Annotated in this window: 13 protein-coding genes and 7 pseudogenes; 14 read left to right on the forward strand and 6 right to left on the reverse strand. The window is 58.2% G+C overall.

What is annotated here, in order from left to right; genetic code table 11:
- The first annotated feature begins 77 nt into the window (after nucleotides 1-77).
- From WGT02_RS30165 to WGT02_RS30185, 5 genes are all read left to right on the forward strand, one after another.
- Entirely contained in the window at nucleotides 78-1,481 is a 1,404-nt protein-coding gene (locus tag WGT02_RS30165) for an aspartate aminotransferase family protein (protein ID WP_208246383.1), read from the forward strand.
- Nucleotides 1,482-1,641: 160 nt separating this feature from the next.
- On the forward strand, nucleotides 1,642-3,051 hold the full coding sequence (locus WGT02_RS30170) for an aldehyde dehydrogenase family protein (RefSeq protein WP_208245810.1): 1,410 nt from the start codon (nucleotides 1,642-1,644) through the stop codon (nucleotides 3,049-3,051).
- A gap of 83 nt (nucleotides 3,052-3,134) precedes the next feature.
- A complete protein-coding gene (locus tag WGT02_RS30175) occupies nucleotides 3,135-3,833 on the forward strand; it encodes a CoA transferase subunit A (RefSeq protein WP_208245813.1) in 699 nt (232 codons plus the stop codon).
- Between the two features lie 13 nt (nucleotides 3,834-3,846).
- Entirely contained in the window at nucleotides 3,847-4,476 is a 630-nt protein-coding gene (locus WGT02_RS30180) for a 3-oxoacid CoA-transferase subunit B (protein ID WP_208245815.1), read from the forward strand.
- Nucleotides 4,477-4,516: 40 nt separating this feature from the next.
- On the forward strand, nucleotides 4,517-5,677 hold the full coding sequence (locus WGT02_RS30185) for an acetyl-CoA C-acetyltransferase (protein WP_208245817.1): 1,161 nt from the start codon (nucleotides 4,517-4,519) through the stop codon (nucleotides 5,675-5,677).
- Here the strand turns inward: WGT02_RS30185 and WGT02_RS30190 are convergent.
- Together WGT02_RS30190 and WGT02_RS30195 are read right to left on the reverse strand one after the other, a co-directional pair.
- Complete coding sequence (locus tag WGT02_RS30190) at nucleotides 5,646-6,479, reverse strand: IS5 family transposase (protein ID WP_208246385.1); 834 nt, start codon at nucleotides 6,477-6,479, stop codon at nucleotides 5,646-5,648. The genes WGT02_RS30185 and WGT02_RS30190 overlap by 32 nt on opposite strands.
- A 97-nt stretch (nucleotides 6,480-6,576) precedes the next feature.
- Nucleotides 6,577-7,959, reverse strand: coding sequence for a transposase (locus WGT02_RS30195; RefSeq protein ID WP_208245700.1), 1,383 nt, complete (start codon nucleotides 7,957-7,959; stop codon nucleotides 6,577-6,579).
- A gap of 199 nt (nucleotides 7,960-8,158) precedes the next feature.
- Between WGT02_RS30195 and WGT02_RS30200 the strand changes: the two are divergent.
- From WGT02_RS30200 to WGT02_RS30220, 5 genes and pseudogenes are all read left to right on the forward strand, one after another.
- Nucleotides 8,159-8,657: pseudogene (locus WGT02_RS30200) on the forward strand (UPF0262 family protein).
- 156 nt (nucleotides 8,658-8,813) lie between these two features.
- Nucleotides 8,814-10,227, forward strand: a pseudogene (locus WGT02_RS30205) (Glu/Leu/Phe/Val dehydrogenase).
- A 125-nt stretch (nucleotides 10,228-10,352) separates the two neighbouring features.
- Entirely contained in the window at nucleotides 10,353-10,850 is a 498-nt protein-coding gene (locus WGT02_RS30210) for a GAF domain-containing protein (protein ID WP_225040294.1), read from the forward strand.
- A 222-nt stretch (nucleotides 10,851-11,072) separates the two neighbouring features.
- Nucleotides 11,073-11,326, forward strand: a pseudogene (locus WGT02_RS30215) (MFS transporter); the annotation flags it as partial.
- Between the two features lie 628 nt (nucleotides 11,327-11,954).
- Complete coding sequence (locus tag WGT02_RS30220; protein WP_208245822.1) at nucleotides 11,955-13,181, forward strand: MFS transporter; 1,227 nt, start codon at nucleotides 11,955-11,957, stop codon at nucleotides 13,179-13,181.
- Between the two features lie 96 nt (nucleotides 13,182-13,277).
- On the opposite strand, the pseudogene WGT02_RS30225 reads toward WGT02_RS30220, so the two are convergent.
- From WGT02_RS30225 to WGT02_RS30235, 3 genes and pseudogenes are all read right to left on the reverse strand, one after another.
- Nucleotides 13,278-13,538 (reverse strand): annotated as a pseudogene (locus WGT02_RS30225) (DDE-type integrase/transposase/recombinase); the annotation flags it as partial.
- A 422-nt stretch (nucleotides 13,539-13,960) separates the two neighbouring features.
- On the reverse strand, nucleotides 13,961-14,242 hold the full coding sequence (locus WGT02_RS30230) for a hypothetical protein (protein WP_208245824.1): 282 nt from the start codon (nucleotides 14,240-14,242) through the stop codon (nucleotides 13,961-13,963).
- 115 nt (nucleotides 14,243-14,357) lie between these two features.
- A pseudogene (locus tag WGT02_RS30235) lies at nucleotides 14,358-14,651 on the reverse strand (transposase); the annotation flags it as partial.
- A gap of 1,109 nt (nucleotides 14,652-15,760) precedes the next feature.
- Here WGT02_RS30235 and WGT02_RS30240 point away from each other — a divergent pair.
- Entirely contained in the window at nucleotides 15,761-16,942 is a 1,182-nt protein-coding gene (locus WGT02_RS30240) for a Xaa-Pro peptidase family protein (RefSeq protein WP_208245826.1), read from the forward strand.
- An 80-nt stretch (nucleotides 16,943-17,022) separates the two neighbouring features.
- On the opposite strand, the pseudogene WGT02_RS30245 reads toward WGT02_RS30240, so the two are convergent.
- Nucleotides 17,023-17,109 (reverse strand): annotated as a pseudogene (locus WGT02_RS30245) (ArsR family transcriptional regulator); the annotation flags it as partial.
- A 104-nt stretch (nucleotides 17,110-17,213) separates the two neighbouring features.
- Here WGT02_RS30245 and WGT02_RS30250 point away from each other — a divergent pair.
- From WGT02_RS30250 to WGT02_RS30260, 3 genes and pseudogenes are all read left to right on the forward strand, one after another.
- On the forward strand, nucleotides 17,214-17,576 hold the full coding sequence (locus WGT02_RS30250) for a transposase (protein ID WP_037069819.1): 363 nt from the start codon (nucleotides 17,214-17,216) through the stop codon (nucleotides 17,574-17,576).
- Nucleotides 17,573-17,920 (forward strand): IS66 family insertion sequence element accessory protein TnpB, encoded by a 348-nt coding sequence (gene tnpB / locus WGT02_RS30255; RefSeq protein ID WP_018240454.1) that lies wholly within the window; start codon nucleotides 17,573-17,575, stop codon nucleotides 17,918-17,920. Before WGT02_RS30250 ends, tnpB begins: the two co-directional genes overlap by 4 nt.
- 72 nt (nucleotides 17,921-17,992) lie before the next feature.
- Nucleotides 17,993-18,556: pseudogene (locus tag WGT02_RS30260) on the forward strand (IS66 family transposase zinc-finger binding domain-containing protein); the annotation flags it as partial.
- Between the last annotated feature and the right edge of the window lie 71 nt (nucleotides 18,557-18,627).

The following is an 18,627-nucleotide window of genomic DNA, read 5'->3' on the forward strand; positions in this document are numbered from 1 at the left end:
AACGTCCGAACAAAACGGAGACGGCGTTCTTCTGTTCGTCGCAAAAATGATCGCCTCGCTTATGGAAAGAACCAATGATGACCATTAACATTCAGGACATCGCCAAGAAGGACCGCGCGTCGGTCCTGCATCCTTTCACGCAGTTGAAGGATTTCGCGACGGGCAAGCTTGGTGAGCCGACGATCGTCGAGACGGGCAAGGGGATCCGCATTCAGGATGCCCATGGCAATCAGCTGATCGATGGCTTTGCCGGCCTCTACTGCGTCAACGTCGGCTACGGCCGCACCGAAGTGGCTGAGGCCATCTCGCGTCAGGCCTATCGTCTCGCCTATTACCACTCGTATGCCGCGCACACGACCGACGAGTTGGCGATCCTGTCGGATCGTCTGGTGAAGACGGCGCCAGGCAAGATGAGCAAGGTGTTCTACGGAATGTCCGGTTCGGACGCCAACGAGACCCAGGCCAAGCTCGTCTGGTATTATAACAACCTTCGTGGCAAGCCAACGAAAAAGAAGATCATCTCGCGTGAACGCGGTTATCACGGCTGCAGCGTCGTTTCCGGTTCCATGACCGGCATGAGTTTCTACCACGATCACATGGACCTGCCGCTGTCGCAGATCGTCCATACCGGCGTACCGCATCATTATTGGGGTGCCAACTCAGGCGAGACCGAGCGGGAATTCTCCACTCGCCGCGCCGCTGAGCTCGACCAACTGATCGAACAGCTCGGTCCCGACAATGTCGGTGGTTTCATCGCCGAGCCGGTGCTCGGCACCGGCGGCATCACGCCGCCGCCGGAAGGCTATTGGGAGGCCATCCAGCCCGTGCTGAAGAAGCATGACGTGCTGCTGATCGCCGACGAGGTCATTACCGGCTTCGGCCGTACCGGCTCCATGTTCGGATCGCAGCACTATGGCATCGAACCCGACCTGATCACTGTCGCCAAAGGGCTGACGTCTGCCTACTTCCCGCTCTCGGCTGCGATCGTCGGCGAAAAAGTTTACCAGGTGCTGGAAGACGGAGCCGACAGGGTCGGCGCGTTCTCGCATGGCTATACCTATTCCGGCCATCCGATCGGCGCAGCAGCGGCCAATGCGGTTCTCGACATCGTCGAGAAGGAAGATCTGCCTGGGAACGCCCGCGAGGTCGGCGCCTATTTCCAGGCACAGCTCAAGGAGAAGTTCGCGCAATTGCCGATCGTTGGCGAAGTGCGTGGCGTCGGCCTGATGGGCGCCATCGAGTTCGTCGGTGACCGCGAGAACAAGACCCGGTTCGATCCGTCGCTGAAGGTAGGTGCTCGCGTCTCCAAGGCGGCCCGTGACCGTGGCCTGATCGCCCGCGCCATGCCGCATGGCGACATCCTCGGCTTCGCGCCGCCGCTGGTCACCACTAAGGCAGAGATCGACGAGATCGTCTCGATTGCCGAGAAGGCCGTTCGCTCCGTCATGGATGAACTGGTTCGCGACGGCCGGAAGGTCTGATCGGGAACTTGAGCCATGGCGGCCGGTAATACCGGTCGCGTAAGGCTCGCCATCAACGCTGCATCAAAAAGCCGAAACGGGGAAGGGGCGGAAGCCTTGCCTCGCAGGACAAACTCGGCCTCCAGACAGGAGGTTCATCATTCATAGGGAAGCTGGCCACATGACTGCCGCCAAACTCCACATCAAAACCAGCCTGGCGCCGATCTCTGTCCACAGCCCTTACGATGGGGCCCTGCTTGGAACGGTCGAGGCGACCGATCCTGCCGAGATCGATCGCCTGCTGGAAACCGCGCGCCGCGGTGCCACGTTCTCGCGCAATCTGCCCAGGCATGAACGTGCAGGCATCCTGGAGGGCGCCGCTCGAATCGTCGAAAGCCGTCGCGACGCCTTCGCCGAAATCATCGTCCGCGAAGCCGGAAAGACGATTATCCAGGCGCGCAAGGAAGTGTTTCGCTGCGTCAACACGCTGAAGCTCTCGGCGGAAGAGGCAAAGCGGAATGCCGGCGAGATCGTGCCGTTCGATGCCTATACCGGATCGGAACAGCGCCAGGGCTGGTTCACGCGCGAGCCGCTCGGCATCATCACCGCTATCACGCCTTACAACGATCCGCTGAACCTCGTCGCTCATAAACTCGGCCCGGCGATTGCCGGGGGCAATGCGGTGCTGCTCAAGCCATCAAATCTGACACCGTTTTCAGCGATCAAGCTGGTAGATGCGCTTCGTGAAGCCGGTTTGCCTCAGGACGTCATTACCGTCGCTCACGGTGACAGAGAGGTGGTGACTGCGATGATCTCTGCGCGCGACGTGCGCATGGTGTCCTTCACCGGCGGCTTTGCCACTGGTGAGGCGATCAGCCGCGCCGCCGGGCTGAAGAAGCTCGCCATGGAGCTTGGCGGCAATGCGCCTGTGATCGTCATGAATGATTGCGACTTTGATAAAGCAGTCGAGGCTTGCGTCTCCGGCGCCTTCTGGGCCGCCGGCCAAAACTGCATCGGCGCCCAGCGCATTTTGATCCAGGCGGACCTCTACGATCGTTTCCGCGATGCCTTTGTTGCGGCGACGAACGGGCTCAAGGCAGGAGATCCCCTGCAGGAGGATACCGACGTCGGTCCGATGATCTCTGCCCAAGTCGCCGAACGCACCGAAACCGCGGTCAACGACGCCATCAAAGCAGGCGCGAAGCTGCTCTGTGGCAACTACCGCGATGGATCTCTCTATCACCCGACGGTCCTCGAAGGCACACCGGTGAATTGCAAGCTGTGGCATGAGGAAGTGTTTGCACCCGTCGTCATGCTTGCGCCCTTCGACACGCTCGATGAGGCGATCGAGATGGCCAACGATCCCGACTACGGCCTGCATGCCGGCATCTTCACCAGCGACCTCAATGTCGCGCTTGACGCAGCCAATCGGATCGAAGCGGGTGGGGTGATGATCAACGACTCCTCCGATTACCGCTTCGATGCCATGCCCTTCGGCGGCTTCAAATACGGCAGCATGGGTCGCGAGGGTGTCCGCTTCGCCTACGAGGATATGACCCAGCCAAAGATCGTCTGCATCAATCGGGGGTGAGGTTCAGACCGATCAGCGAATTGGCAGCCAATCTAGACGCGGGAAGCCGAAATTCCGTGAACCGGACAATTTGAGGGGAGACTATGGATAAGACTTATGAGAACCCGCAGGCAGCTCTCGACGGCCTGCTGTTCGACGGGATGTTCATTGCGGCTGGCGGGTTTGGCCTCTGCGGTATTCCAGAGCTGCTGATCGATGCAATCCGTAAGGCCGATACGAAGGACCTGACGATTGCTTCGAACAATTGCGGGGTGGACGACTTCGGTCTGGGCATCCTTTTGAAGACGAAGCAGATCAGGAAGATGATCTCGTCCTATGTCGGCGAGAACGCCGAGTTCATGCGGCAGTATCTGAGCGGCGAACTTGAGCTCGAGTTCAACCCGCAGGGGACGCTTGCTGAACGCATGCGTGCAGGCGGGGCAGGCATCGCTGGCTTCTACACCAAAACCGGCGTCGGCACGGTCGTTGCCGAGGGCAAGGAGCTGAAGACCTTCAACGGCGAGACCTATGTGCTCGAGACCGGCATCGTCGCTGACCTGTCGATCGTCAAGGCCTGGAAGGCAGACACGACAGGCAATCTCGTCTTCCGCAAGACAGCTCGCAACTTCAATCCGCCAGCCGCCACCTGCGGCAAGATCTGCGTCGCTGAGGTCGAGGAGATTGTGCCTGCCGGTAGCCTCGATTCCGATCGGATCCATCTGCCGGGAATCTACGTGCACCGCCTGATTAAAGGCCAGCATGAGAAACGCATTGAACAGCGCACGACCCGTGCGGCGGCTTGAGGGGAGGGAACATATGGCTTGGGACAGGAACCAGATGGCAGCACGGGCTGCTCGCGAACTTCAAGATGGCACCTACGTCAATCTCGGCATCGGCATTCCGACCCTGGTGGCGAACTATATCCCTGAAGGTGTCCATGTGACGCTGCAGTCGGAAAACGGCCTGCTCGGTATCGGCCCGTTCCCGACCGAAGACAAAGTTGACGCCGATCTGATCAATGCCGGCAAACAGACGGTGACGGCACTGCCGCATTCGGCCTTCTTCGACTCGGCGCAAAGCTTCGCGATGATCCGTGGCGGCAAGATCGCGATGGCCATCCTCGGCGCCATGGAGGTGGCCGATAACGGTGACCTTGCCAACTGGATGATCCCCGGCAAGCTGGTCAAGGGCATGGGCGGCGCCATGGACCTGGTTGCCGGCGTCAAGCGGGTCGTCGTCGTCATGGACCATACCAACAAGGCCGGCGAATCCAAGGTGCTGAAGGCCTGCACGCTGCCGCTCACCGGCAAAGGCGTGGTTGACCGGATCATCACCAACTTTGGCGTTTTCGACGTTGTCGACGGTGGCCTCAAGCTTGTGGAACTCGCCGATGGGGTGACCGACAACGAGTTGCGGGCGGCGACGGACGCCACGATCATCAACTGATCCGAACCTTATTGGATCATCGAACTACGGAGGAACTCCCATGAGCATCCCATCCACCGTCATCGCCAGCGCGGGCCGCACCGCGGTTGGCTCGTTCAACGGTTCGTTTGCCAATACGCCAGCGCATGAACTCGGCGCCGCCGTCATCAAGGGCGTGCTGGAGCGCGCCGGTGTCGAAGCCGGCGAAGTGGACGAAGTGATCCTCGGTCAGGTTCTCTCGGCCGGCGAAGGCCAGAACCCGGCCCGCCAGGCCGCCATGAAGGCCGGCATTCCCCAGGAGGCAACCGCCTGGGGCATGAACCAGCTCTGCGGTTCCGGCCTGCGCGCCGTGGCGCTCGGCATGCAGCAGATCGCCACCGGCGACGCAAAGATCATCGCGGCCGGCGGCATGGAATCGATGTCGATGGCGCCGCACTGCGCGCATCTGCGCGGCGGCGTGAAGATGGGCGACTTCAAGATGGTCGACACCATGATCAAGGATGGTCTGACCGATGCGTTCTATGGCTACCACATGGGAACGACGGCCGAGAACGTCGCCAAGAAGTGGCAGCTGACCCGCGAGGACCAGGATGTGTTCGCGCTCGGATCGCAGAACAAGGCGGAAGCTGCCCAGAAGGCCGGCCGCTTCGCCGATGAGATCATTCCCTTCATCGTCAAGACCCGCAAGACCGATGTCGTGGTCGACCAGGACGAATATATCCGCCATGGCGCCACGCTCGACAGCATGACCAAGCTTCGCCCCGCCTTCGACAAGGAGGGTACGGTCACCGCCGGCAACGCATCCGGGATCAATGACGGCGCTGCTGCCACCCTCTTAATGAGCGAGGCCGAAGCTGGCCGTCGCGGCATCCAGCCCCTGGCGCGCATCGTTTCCTGGGCAACGGCCGGCGTCGATCCGCAGATCATGGGCACAGGCCCGATCCCGGCATCGCGCAAGGCGTTGGAAAAGGCTGGCTGGACTATTGGCGATCTCGATCTTGTCGAGGCAAACGAGGCGTTCGCGGCACAGGCCTGCGCCGTCAACAAGGATCTCGGCTGGGATACGTCGATCGTCAACGTCAACGGTGGTGCGATTGCGATCGGACATCCGATCGGCGCCCGCATCCTCAACACGCTGCTGTTCGAGATGAAACGCCGCGGCGTGTCTAAGAGTCGGACTCGAAAAGAGTTCAATGGTAACAATACCTTGCGAGACGTCTAGTGATGAGGCGGATATGGGCGATCATGATCCATGCCTCGGCTGAAGCGATGGATTTTTCGACGTCCTTCGCCAATCTCCGGCACCTTCCAAGCCATGCAAATGTTCGCTCGACGACCCAACGGCGTGGTAGCACTTCGAAGCCTTTGGTCTTGTCGCTGCGCTTGATGATTTCGACCGTGAAGCGACCGACCTTCTTCAGCTTCCGTTTCAATTTGTCGCCCGCATAGCCACCGTCGGCGAAAACATGCAGCAACCATGGCCATCTGTGACAAATGGATTTCAGTAAATCGGGAGCGCCATCGCGGTCCTGGATATCGGCGCTGTGAACCATGAGGCCAACCAGCAGGCCGAGTGTGTCGACGACGATATGGCGCTTGCGGCCCTTGATCTTTTTGCCGGCGTCGTAACCTCGAATGCCGCCGCTTTCGGTGGTTTTGACGCTTTGGCTGTCGATCACGCCTGCCGTAGGACTGGCCTCTTTGCCTTCCAGTTCGCGCGCCGCCTTCACTAGATGGTGGTTGATGCGGGCCCAAAGCCCAATACCCCGCCACGCATAGAAGTATCGCTGAACCGTCGAGCACGGCGGAAAGTCCTTTGGCAGCATCCGCCATTGGCAGCCGGTCGAGGCGATATACAAAAGCGCATTCATGACCTCACGCAGCACCGTTGTTCGCGGTCGCCCAAGTCGACGGGGCGCAGGTAGGAGCGGCTCGACAATTCGCCATTCTCTATCCGTCATATCGCTTGCATAGCGTGCTGCTCGCCGGGCATATTGCCGACGGGTGGTTTCGGTCCAGGCCATCGTGAACTCCATCGAATCTTCGCAAATCCGAAGGAATCACAACCTGTTGAAATCACCCACTTCTTTTTGAGGCAGCCTCTTAGCTCGACTTTGTACATTATGCAGCGAAGCAAAGTGCTTGTGTCATCCGCTTGAGGCGGCTTGGTTGAGTTTCAGGAATGTCCGGGTCTGGCGGGTACTGTCGATAAATATCCTGATCCCACAGGATCATGCGAACCGCACCGATGGCATCGGAGAAGGTGAACTCTGTTTTCTTGTACCAGGCGGCGGCATAGGGAATGACGCCATGACCGAGCAGATCGCATGCCCAGAGTGTGACGAGGCTGTAGAGCGCCAGCAGCGACGGGGTCGTGCGCATGATGGCTTTGTCGTTCCACTGCCGTTGGGTTTCCACGCCAAGATGCGCTCGCGTTTCGGCGAAGGTGACCTCGATCTGCCAGCGCCGAACGAAATAGGCAATGATCTGAGCGGGCTCAAGGTTGACGTTGGTGCTCATGAACGCCTGGGGTTCACGACGGCCTGATGGATCGCGAACGAGAACCCAGCGAATTGGTCTTGGGGGCGTTCCACGCCGATACCAGAGGCCGGTTCCTGATGTGACATCAAGGGTTTTGTCGGTTTGCTTGCCGTACCAGGACGATGCGACGATGCGCTGCCACTCGGTCTTTGCGTCTTTGAGGAGCGTTTTCAGTTTCGGCAATGGCCTGCCTTTTTGCGCCGGTCGCCCGAGCGTATGTTCGTGCCGTTGATCTGGTGGAGCAAAGAGACTGGCATCCAGACGCAACCGCGTGATGAGAGTGGCCGTGTCGGGAAGAGCCGCAGCCAGTGTATGAACGGCAAAGCTGCTATCGCCGACAAAGATGATTTCGCGGCCCGGCAGCCAGCGGCAAAGCTGCAAGACGCCTTGCCTTGCCCAATCAGTCAGCAGCTTGTGCTTTCGGCCCTTCTTCTGATCATGGCGCTCAGAGGGACACAGGATCGTCAGCACCGGCAGGGCTTTAATACATTTTGCCCATGGGACAGGTGAAAGAACAATGAAGCTCAACCATCTCAAGCCGCTGGCCTTGACAAAGTGGCCATGGCTGGAGCGCACCGGGTCACGATAAATTCCACGCGCGGCGATGCGTTGGCCCCAACGCCGTTCGATTGTATCATCCATGCCAATCACGACAGGGCCCTCGGGCACGAGCCGGGCAACAATGACGGACAGCAGACGGGCCGCCAACGTGCGAGGGTTCCAGCGGGCTCGGTTGAGGAGCTGATGATAGGCGGCAAAATTACTTACCTCCGCGCGTCCGGTGATGCGCAGGCAGGCCGTCACCGTTCGCTTGCCAGGCGAAAGGAGCGCACCCATCACCAGGACCAGCAGATGCTCCCAGCTTGGCGCGGTAAACCAGAAACGAAACGGCGACAGCCATTTGCGAAGGATGTGGGGGACCGCGTCTCCCGGCTCACGGCTACAATCATGTTGTTCGCTCATCCATTCGTTCGAATCCGATCAAACGAATGGCGCAAGGCCGGGACCCTGCGGCGAATTGATTCACCCAGGGCTGCTCAGATGCCCCCGAAATCACCACCGATTTTGTACAAAGTCGAGCTAAGGGCCTTGCCACTCTGTGCATTGGCGGCGGCATGGGCATCGCAACGTGTATCGAAGCAATCTGAAAGGAGGGTGCGTCATGGCCGGGGCCGAGTTCCGTCTTTGCGATGTATCGCTTGACCGGTCATCCGGTGGCCCGGACGCGCGAGTTGAACGGGAACAGGCGATCGCCATCATTGATCTCGTCGAATGCAACACGTTCATCCCTGTCGGGCACAGGGGCGGGGCCCTATCGTCTCAAGATCGAGACCGCAGACGGACGGTTGGCACTGCACGTTACCGACGACAACGGCGTGCATGTCGTTAGCCATTATCTCTCGCTCACGCCGTTCCGGCGGCTGCTCAAGGACTATACCCGGATCTGCGAAAGCTATTACGACGCTATGTGCCGGCCGGGACCTGAGCGGCTGGAGGCAATCGATATGGGTCGCCGTGGCATCCACAACGAAGCGGCTGAGCTGTTGAGAGAGCGTCTCTCCGCCAAGGTCAGCATCGACGAGGACACGGCGCGTCGCCTGTTCACGCTGATTTATGCCCTCCTCGCCCGCAATGCCGAACATAGAATTCTCTCGAGTTGAACAGCTATCAGATCGCTGCCGCTGACGGAGGGTGGTCGGCGCCCCGGTCAATAACCCTGGAAGGAAGTACCAAGTGCAAGCAACGTCACCGCAGCCGACGTGGGTCGGCAAACATCAGGCTCGAACCGATGCTTCTCAAGCTGTGAGGCGCGCGTGATGCAGGTCAGTTCCGCAGGCTTCCTCGAAAGCGTCGACCAGAACTTCCGCCATGCCATGTCCTTCCTTGATCTGCCGGAAGGACTGGCAGAGCGGATCATCCAGTGCAATTCGACCTACACGGTTCGTTTCGGTGTTCGCCTGCGCGGCCGCATGTTCAGCTTCATCGGCTGGCGCTCGGTCCACAGTGAGCATTGCGAACCTGTGAAAGGTGGTATTCGCTATGCCTCCGATGCTGACGCCGAAGAGGTCGAGGCGCTCGCTGCATTGATGACGCTGAAGTGCTCGCTCGTCGATGTGCCCTTCGGCGGCTCCAAGGGCGCGCTGAAGATCGATCCGCGCGAATGGACGCCGCAGGAACTCGAGCGCATCACCCGCCGCTTTACCCAGGAACTGAACAAGCGAGGCTTGATCGGACCAGGCGTCAACGTTCCGGCTCCCGACATCGGCACGGGCGAGCGGGAAATGGCCTGGATGATGGATGAGTTCCGCCGCGCCAATCCAACCGATGTCGTCAATGCGCGTGCTTGCGTCACCGGAAAGCCGCTATCGAAGGGCGGGATCGCGGGGCGAACGGAAGCCACGGGCAGGGGCGTGCAATTCGCCATCCAGAGCTATCTTCGCGACGCTCGTACGCGAGCGTCTCGACGGGCGACGCGATCTCAAAGGGGCGTCGGTCATTGTTCAGGGCTTCGGCAATGTCGGCTATCACGCCGCCAAGTTCTTGTCCGAAGAGGATGGCGCACGCATCACCGTTGTTGCAGAGCGCGACGGCTATGTCGCTAATTCCGAAGGCCTTCCCATCGAGGCGCTGAAGCTGCACCAAATCCGAACCGGCAGCATTCTCGGTTTTGAAGGCGTCAAGTCCTTCCCAGGCGATATGTCCGGGCTCGAACAGCCCTGCGATGTGCTCATTCCGGCGGCGATGGAGAATGCCATTCATGCCGACAATGCCGAGCGCACCAAGGCGCACCTCGTCGTCGAAGCAGCCAATGGTCCCGTCACCTTCGAGGCGGACAAGATCCTCCGCTCCCGGGGCGTGACCATTCTTCCCGATCTCTATGTCAATGCCGGCGGTGTCGTCGTCAGCTATTTCGAGTGGGTGAAGAACCTGACGCACATCCCCTTCGGGCTGATGGAGCGGCGGCGGCGCGAGCGGCGCAACCAGACGATTGCCACAGCGCTCGAGCGGATGACCGGCAAGGAGTTCCCCGCCGACATTCGCGACGAGTTCCTTGAAGGCGGCGCGGAGATCGACCTCGTCCGTTCGGGCCTCGAAGATGTCATGCGCAGCACCTGGGCCCGCATCGGCGATCTTCTTGAGAAGCAACCGGAGCTTGGCGACTATCGCACAGCGGCTTATGTCGCCTCCATTCGGCAGATCGCGGAAGCCTATGAAGCGATCGGCATCTGACCCGACATACCAACGACATAACCGTCGGGCTGACGACAGGATCCCGACGGCCTTCTTGATGTGACCCGTGCCGAATGTCAGCTGGGAAACCGGCACATTCGACTTTTTTAGACAGAGAGAATGAAATGCCTGCCTTTAATAAATTTGTAGCTGCGCTTGCGGGAAACGATCAGCCCAATGCTGCCTTCGCAGCGTTGGAGGCGCTGACGAAAGACGTCTTAGGCGTAAAGCTGTTCACCCTTACGGCAAGCGACACGACCAAAAATGCTTCGGAGCGCATCTATTCCAACATGCCGGAGGTCTATCCCGCAACCGGCACCAAGCCTTACGGCGACGCCCTTTGGTCGGATATTGTGCTGAAGCAACGACGCACCTTCGTCGCAAACACTATCGCCGACATTGCCGAGGTGTTCGCCGATCACCAACTGATCAAGTCGCTTGCCTGCGGGTCAATCATCAATGTTCCGATCGTTGTCGACAACGAAGTCATCGGCACAATCAACTGTTTGAACGAGGCGGGCTATTACAGCCAAGACCGGTTGCAGGCTGCAGAAGCACTCAGTCTGCCCGCTGCCGCCTGCCTGCTTCTTCATAACAATCTGAAGAAACGGAGCCGCAAATGAGAATCTAGGCTGTTCCACAACGCCCTGACTTACACCAAATGCGACGATGTCGGATCAATGTAGGCGAAGGGTACTTCGGCCGCGCATCGGGCAACTGGCGCCGAACGCACCCTTCACGACCAGAACCTGCGTTGTTTGCGCAGAACATCCCGGTCATACGAACCAAGTTTTGTTTGAGCAGGGAGCACCCCTCGTAATCGGAGACTTTGAAAGTCAGAGATCATGCAGCGCGAAGACGTTTCCCAGTCCGCCCCAACGACCCTCGCCCCCTGGCCAACGTGGCCTCTCATGCGGTCTGGGCATGCCAACAGATCGCTAATCTCGGATGGCTCGTGCAAACGGTCGCCATCAGCGGGCTCGTGGCCACGATTCCCGCTTCCGATCTGATGGTCGCGCTGGTGCAGGCATCGACGACACTACCGGCGTTCTTTCTCTCGATTTTCGCCGGAGCGATTGCCGATAGTTACAGCCGCCGGTCATTCCGTGACCGAAGCCACAGGCATCAGGGTCACGCATTGGAGCATGATTCGAGAAACGAAGGACGGAAACAACCTATCCAGCGGAAGGAAGAGATTTCATCAGGACAACCGGGATATCGTCGACGCGCGCATAAGCAAACAGCAGATTAAGATAGTCATGCCCGGTCGATCATGTGGACTCTTGGAATGCTGAACCCAGGCAACATACGCGTCAGATTTTTTGAACACCGAATTCGTCCGGCTGCGACGAACAGCAGTTCGTGGAGACGCAAAAAAAATATCGAAGATTAAGCCATAGCCATTCTCGTCGCTGCCGTGCGTGGTTTCGGCTGTCCGAATAATTTCCGAGCCAGCAATGACCGACGTCGAGTGCTCCTCTGCTCCAGAGAGCAGAAATTCGCCCGTAACAGGCAACATCGGTGCATCCGCGCTGCTATAGCCGCAGAGTCAGCTTGTTCTAACGCCCCTCTGCGTCATGCTCCCTTCCTAAGTAGGTGCCCGCGACCAACGTTGCCGTTAAGAAGTGCCCACTCTGACGAACAGGCGACCGCTCATGCCGTCAATTCAAGACGGTCCAGTTCCGACACTATGTCCTTTAAATGCTCAACAATCTGTGCAGGTCACTATGGAACGGCAGAACTCATACCGCTGTCTTTTGAAGCTTCCTGGCCTATTACCCTTGATCCTTGCCGCGACCCTGTCCCGTCTGGCCGCAAGGATGTTCCACCTCACATTGGTTCTGTTCGTGCTGACGCAGACTTCGTCGCCGAGCCTGGCGGGATGGCTTATGTTTGCAGCGATTGTTCCCGGCCTCATTGTAAGTCCTGTCGCAGGCGTTCTGCTTGATCGCGTAGGGCCGACAATTGCGGTCAGGATCGACATGATCGCCAGTTCATTTTTCATTGCCGCGATCAGTTTCGCCGGTTGGGCTCATTTGTCCAGCCCGCTGGTGTTGTTCATTCTGGTGATGCCGTTCTCGCTCGCTGGCCCTTTGGGCGCCGCGGGAACCCGCACTTTGCTGCCGCGACTCGTTCCACCCCATGCGCTGGATCGGGCCAATGCGTTGGACACCGCGATCTATGCCATCATCGATGTTGTTGGACCGGCGATCGCGGCTCTGGTTAATGCATGGCCCGGGCCGGAGGCTGCGATGTCTATGATCGCCGCGACCTATGCAGGTGCAGCGATCTGCTTGCCCCGCGTGCAACGCTTGCCGGGATCGACTTCCACACAGACATCGTTCCTCCGCCAAATAATCGAAGGCATTCAGATAGTGGCGCGGCAGCCGACGCTACGCGGCCTTGCCATCTCCTATTCACTATATGAAATTACATGGGGCGCCCTCTACGTGGTCGTTCCGGTGTTCGTTACCAATCATACGGCCGCGGGCAGCGCAGTAAACGGTCTTCTGTGGTCTGCGATAGGTATTGCCGGAGGTGTTGGGGCGCTATTGGCCGGGCATATTCATACCACCGGACGCGAGCGCCATGTTATGGCCGCCGGTATGGTCGTCACCGCCTTTGCAGCATGGCCGGTTGCGGCGGCATACGGGGTCACCGGTCTTACAATAGGCCTGATGCTCGCCGGAATGATGTCCGGACCTATCAGTGTCGCACTCTTAACTTTGCGCCAAAGGCGCACAGATCCGCAACAGCTTGGGCGCGTATTGTCGATTTCGATGAGCCTGAACATCGCAGGTTACCCGTTGGGCGCGGCCATTGCAGGGATGGTGATCCGCGAATCGGTGTCGGCCACATTCGTGTTGGCGGGCATCGCCTCTTTCCTTGCAGCTATAGCAACCTTGTCTATCCCTTCCGACATAACGCTGGGGGACCGAAGTTCTGTGCTGTAACGTCGTTCTTCAGTGGCCGTGTCAGGCGACTTGACGTCGAGTGGGCGATGTCACGTTGTTTCAATTGACGCGCGGACAAGGCGTTTATCTGTGAACTCATACAGCTGCGCCGGTCACGGCTTTCCACTGCGCCATTGCGCGGATCCGATGAATGTGGGTGGCTAGGGCTGAGCGTTTCTGTTGCGGTGCGACGAATAGATTGCGGACCGCTGAGAAGACCGAGATGAAACGTTGCAAGCCGCCGACAGATCGAAATCCCTGCATCATCCGTTCTCGTTTTCGAAGTGGCACGTGAGAATTCTCTGCACGATTGTTCAGGCCCTTGTGCGATCGATGTTCGACAGCGGGCATCACGTCAAAGGGAACCGGAAATACAGCCAGATCGCACGGGCGATGATCTGCAGTGGAAAGCGGTGGTTCTTGTAACTGAGAGTCGGCGAGTTCATCTCAGCCGAATTATCCATCAACCGTTAAGCTGCTGATAACGTGACATCGCCTGCGCAACAGCAAAACCAGAGCAATGGGTGATCATTGCTCTGGCTCGTGCCTTTGTCGCGGCGCATCTTCGACACCTTCATTGTCGGCGCGGCGAAACGGCGTGCCTCTCCAATCGTAGGTGGACCTGCCGCTGTCCTAGGCGATCGAGCGATGCGCCAAGCATTTGCGTCAGGGCCGTTGCCTCGACTTCTCCTATGAAGTGCAGGTGAACCGGCAGGAGCGACATCGATGCCTCGTGAATGCTACGAGTACGCCGCCTTGCCAGCGCACGCGCCCGCGGTTCAAATCGAACGGAAGAAGAGGGCACGGGCCAGGGCCTGCTTGACAGTGAAACCGATTTGGATGCCGCGGTTGAGAATTGCGCGCGTATGGCGCGCGCCAAACAACCTGAGATGGCTGCGCAGTGCCGGGCCAAACACGGCGAGCCAATAGAGCAAGCGCCGATCGATCGATGTCAGAGAACGTCGAATATCGATGACCAAGACATGCACCGTTTCGTCGCTGAAAGGGTGATTCTTGGTGTTTGGGAGGTGGACCGCCCCCACCTTTTCGTAGATCGGCACCAGTTTTTCGATTGCATCGTCAGGAATTCGGCAAGTAGACCAATTCTCCCTTACGCGACATCCGGGCGCAGTCACGCCCTTCGATTGGAAGCGTGCAAGATAAGGTGCCAGGACCTGTCTTCTTGCCAAGCAGACGCTGCAACTCTTTGACCTGGTTTTGAAGGGCGCGATATTCGGACGCCGGGACGACATCCTCCTCCGCAGCAGTTGCCGTCAGAGCCCCTTGGGTGGCCAACTTACGCCAGGTGAACAACTGGTTCGGCTGGATGCCATAGCGGCGCGCAACAATGCTCACCGTAGCGTCCGGCTCATATGTCTCCTGGATGATGGCAAGCTTCTCTGCCGTCGACCAGCGACGGCGGCGCTCAGGGCCGGACAGGACTTCTATCTTAGGACTGTGACTGGTCATAATGGGCACATTACCTCGCACACTTGTTAAGTGGGAGATCGTGTCCGGATATTTATGGGGCCATTACAGTTGGTATAATCTAGCGAGTCCGAATAGCTATCAAACAGATGTGCCCGTAAGAAATCTGTAAAACGTTTGTTGCAAACAGTAGATGATTGCGATAGTGCTTTAATTCAGCCCGCACAGCTTTTGGACCGATAGGAATGCGCGAGCATCGGAAGTTCGAAGCAAACTGGCAGGGGTCTCTGACCGATACAATCAGTCGAGATGTTGAGGCGGTTCTCACAGACTCATGACCGGTGACAGGAGCTTGAAAAATGCCGTCGCAAGGCGCTCAGATCCTAGGAATTCTAGAACTCGACGAAGGACAGTCCTGTAGTGGTTCAAATCTTCCTCCTCGTCCAGGAGCTTTATCAAACCCCACGACCTTCGGGCTCCCAATTGTCACTGAGATGATAAAGGGCGCACTGGCGGAACTCGTCATTCGGGGAGATCCAGGCCTAGAAGATGCGTGTGTGACTGCGGCGCGGCATTTGGTCCAGAGAGGTGCCACGGTCGTAGCTGGCGATTGCGGCTTCCTTATTCGCCATCAAGAAGCGATCGCCACCGCAGTGGCTGTACCTGTCGTGACGTCCAGCTTATTACTTATCCCTGTTCTGTTGGCTCAACTTCCGGCCCGGAAGAAATTGGCGGTGATAACCGCTGACTCACAACACTGCAGTGAAGACTTGTTTCGCCACGTCCGCCAGGAAGATCGTCACCGGGTGGTAATCGGTGGGATAAAGGGCGGTCAATACGTACGCAATACCCTTGCCTACCCCTTCATTCGAACTGAGTTAGGCGAGATCGAACATGAGGTGGATGAATGTATCGTTCGCCTGCGTGCGAAATCTCCGGAGGTCGGCGCCATTCTTTTCGAATGTACAGGGTTTCCGGTCGTAACGCAGGCGCTCCGCCGTAGGTCTGGGTTGCCGATATACGATATAACGGACCTCTGCCGTCTGACTCTTTCGACTGTGGCCTAAGGCGGCTCTGGCAGACCGATTGATGACGTCATCCATTACCCCATCATTTCTTAACTCCGAAATATCGTAAGTGAAAGGTTTCACATGAGTGAACAGAACCTGCGGTTTGAGTTGGCCGAGTACAAGGCTCGTCTGGAAAAATCTCGGAAGGCCATGGAGCAGGCCGGCATCGACCTTCTCGTAGTTACAGATCCGGCCAATATGGGGTGGCTCACTGGCTATGACGGGTGCTCCTATTACGTTCCGCAATGCGTCGTCGTCACCAAAGATAAAGATCCGTTCTGGTTCGGCCGGCGCATGGATGCAAATGGCTGCCGAAGAACATCTTATATCGGTGGGGATCGCATCAAGTGGTACGGAGACGAGTACGTCCAGTCCGACAGCCTCCATGCGATGTCTGTTCTTGGTCATATCATAGCCGATGAGGGTCACGGATCGTCCGTCATCGGCGTCGAGAAGGATAGTTCTTGCCTCTCCGCCGCTTCGTTCGAGGCGCTTTTGGCTTCATTGCCAAATGCCCAGTTCAAGCGGGCAGACAGACTGATCAATTGGCAGCGCCTGACCAAATCGCCACGCGAGATCGAGTACATGCGCGGCGCCGGTCGAATCGTGGAAGCCATGTATCAGAAAGTCACCGACGTATTGCGCCCGGGCGTGAAACAGTCCGACATCATCGCCGAATTGACATACGTTGGAACCCGCGGCGTGGACGAATATTGGGGAGACTATCCAGCTTGTGTACCCAATCTCGGTGCTGGCGCGGACGCCTCGGCACCCCACCTTACATGGACCGACCGACTTATTCGCGCCAACGAAAGCGTCTTCTTTGAACTCGCAGGTGTGCACAAGCGCTATCACTGCCCTCTTTCGCGTACATATTATCTCGGAAAGCCGACCCAGCAGATCCTTGACGCCGAAAAAGCCGTACTCGATGGAATGGCGACCGGGCTGGAAAAGGCCATCGCAGGCAACACCTGTGAGGACATTGCAAGCGCTTACACCAGCGCCTTGGCACGATATGGCTTCGATAAAACCAGTCGTTCTGGCTACCCCATCGGTATGGGTTATCCGCCAGCATGGGGTGAGAATTCAGCTAGCTTCCGATCCGGTGACAGAACGGAATTACGTCCCGGCATGACATTCCACTTCATGTCCGGTCTTTGGTATGGCGACTGGGGCATCGAGATCACGGAGAGCATTTTGATCACGGAAGGTGCGGTAGAATTCCTGTCCAACGTCCCGCGCAAACTACTGGTAATTGATTAGGGCTGCGAAATCTAGTGTGATCGGTTTCACGATGGTGTCGCGAAGCGGGTCGAGTCTCCAGTTTGAACAGGTCAGGCGCTTCAGGGTTCTATGGGAAAAGCAAACCCGGCTTTGACGCGATCCATGACCACCATTGTCTTGAACCCTTTGATGTCATTGTTCTCGTGTGAGCGTCCGGTGAGCGGATTTTGCAGAACGAGCCAGTTAGGCGATGTTCTGGCATTAGAACCAGCATTAGTGCTGACACTAATATCAGATCTGAGAGGTTGGCATGGCTCGCATGGAGATCATTTCCGGCGTTGAGCGTAGGCGGCGGTGGTCGAAGGAAGCGAAGCTGGCGATATTGGCTGAAGCCAATCAACCGGGCGTTCGGATTGGTGATGTCGCTCGTCGCCATGACATTTATCCTGCGCAGATCCGTTTATGGCGGAAAACGCTTAGCCACTTCGCTGTGTCAGCGACGTTCCTTCCGGTCCACCTGGTCAACGAAGTAAGCCTCGGGCAGATGCCGGCGGCCGGCGGGGCGCCCGCGCTTATCAAGATCCAGCTACGAAATGGTCGCAGTTTGAAAGTTCCGGCGGACATTGAACGCAAGACGCTGTCATCGTTGATCGCGTGTGTTGAGGCTGCATGATCGGGCCGACAGGAAATGTACGGGTCTACTTGGCTTGCGGGGTGACCGATATGCGGCGCGGTATCGATGGTCTGTCTGCTATGGTCGAGGCGGTGATCAAGGAAGCGCCGGGTTCCGGAGCGATCTTCGGCTTCCGTGGAAAGCGCGCCGACCGGATCAAGCTTCTATGGTGGGATGGCCAAGGGTTCTGCCTATTCTACAAGATTCTTGAGCGCGGATACTTTCCTTGGCCGACGGCGAAAGATGGTGTTGCGCATCTGACGCAGGCTCAGTTGTCGATGCTTGTTGAAGGGATTGACTGGCGCCGACCAGCGTGGACTTCCGCCCCTGGCCGCACGGGTTAAAAGCTATATTTTACAGGGACATCCGGGGCAAAACGCTAGTGCTTTCGCTGCAAATCGGCTATGTTTTTGGGCATGAAAGCACCGCCGCTGGACAGTCAGGACGAGCTATTGGCATTGCGCGCGCTCGTCGCTGAACAGGCGGCGAAACTCAGCGCGCAAGAAGCCGAAGTCATCAAACGCGACTCGATCATCGGTCTTCTGCGTGCGCAGCTGGAACTGCTCCGACATCGGCAGCACGGCGCATCCTCGGAAAAGATCGATCGGAAGATTGAGCAATTCGAACTGATGCTCGAGGAGATCGAAGCTTCTCGCGCCGAGGCTGATGCTCGTTCCGAAAAAGGCCTGCTGCCAGATCTGGATGATACCCCCGACAAGCCGAAACGCAGACCTCTGCCGGATGGCCTTCCAACTGAAGAGCAGGTGTACACAGCGCCCTGCAGTTGCCCGACTTGTGGTGGCATGTCCTTCCTGAAGGCGGCCGACAAGGTGGTCCAGGTGATGGAGCATGTGCCGGCTTCTGTGAAGATCGTCCGGCATATCGAGAAGCGCATGGTCTGTAAGGACTGCGATACAATGGTATCGGGTGAGATGCCGAGCTTGCCGATCGAGCGAGGCAAACCTGGACCAGGACTGTTGGTTTCCACGCAGAACTGAGCCGGTTAGGCGCATAATTTCCATTGAGAATTGAGCCATGTGAACCTTCCCCC

It is taken from the genome of Rhizobium sp. T1470 (genome assembly GCF_042140505.1).
GTDB lineage: Bacteria > Pseudomonadota > Alphaproteobacteria > Rhizobiales > Rhizobiaceae > Rhizobium > Rhizobium favelukesii.

Coding starts and splice junctions, on each gene's coding strand:
- WGT02_RS30165 (WP_208246383.1), top strand. CDS start 78: ATGACCATTAACATTCAGGACATCGCCAAGAAGGACCGCGCGTCGGTC.
- WGT02_RS30170 (WP_208245810.1), top strand. CDS start 1,642: ATGACTGCCGCCAAACTCCACATCAAAACCAGCCTGGCGCCGATCTCT.
- WGT02_RS30175 (WP_208245813.1), top strand. CDS start 3,135: ATGGATAAGACTTATGAGAACCCGCAGGCAGCTCTCGACGGCCTGCTG.
- WGT02_RS30180 (WP_208245815.1), top strand. CDS start 3,847: ATGGCTTGGGACAGGAACCAGATGGCAGCACGGGCTGCTCGCGAACTT.
- WGT02_RS30185 (WP_208245817.1), top strand. CDS start 4,517: ATGAGCATCCCATCCACCGTCATCGCCAGCGCGGGCCGCACCGCGGTT.
- WGT02_RS30190 (WP_208246385.1), bottom strand. CDS start 6,479: ATGGCCTGGACCGAAACCACCCGTCGGCAATATGCCCGGCGAGCAGCA.
- WGT02_RS30195 (WP_208245700.1), bottom strand. CDS start 7,959: ATGAGCGAACAACATGATTGTAGCCGTGAGCCGGGAGACGCGGTCCCC.
- WGT02_RS30210 (WP_225040294.1), top strand. CDS start 10,353: ATGCCTGCCTTTAATAAATTTGTAGCTGCGCTTGCGGGAAACGATCAG.
- WGT02_RS30220 (WP_208245822.1), top strand. CDS start 11,955: ATGGAACGGCAGAACTCATACCGCTGTCTTTTGAAGCTTCCTGGCCTA.
- WGT02_RS30240 (WP_208245826.1), top strand. CDS start 15,761: ATGAGTGAACAGAACCTGCGGTTTGAGTTGGCCGAGTACAAGGCTCGT.
- WGT02_RS30250 (WP_037069819.1), top strand. CDS start 17,214: ATGGCTCGCATGGAGATCATTTCCGGCGTTGAGCGTAGGCGGCGGTGG.
- tnpB (WP_018240454.1), top strand. CDS start 17,573: ATGATCGGGCCGACAGGAAATGTACGGGTCTACTTGGCTTGCGGGGTG.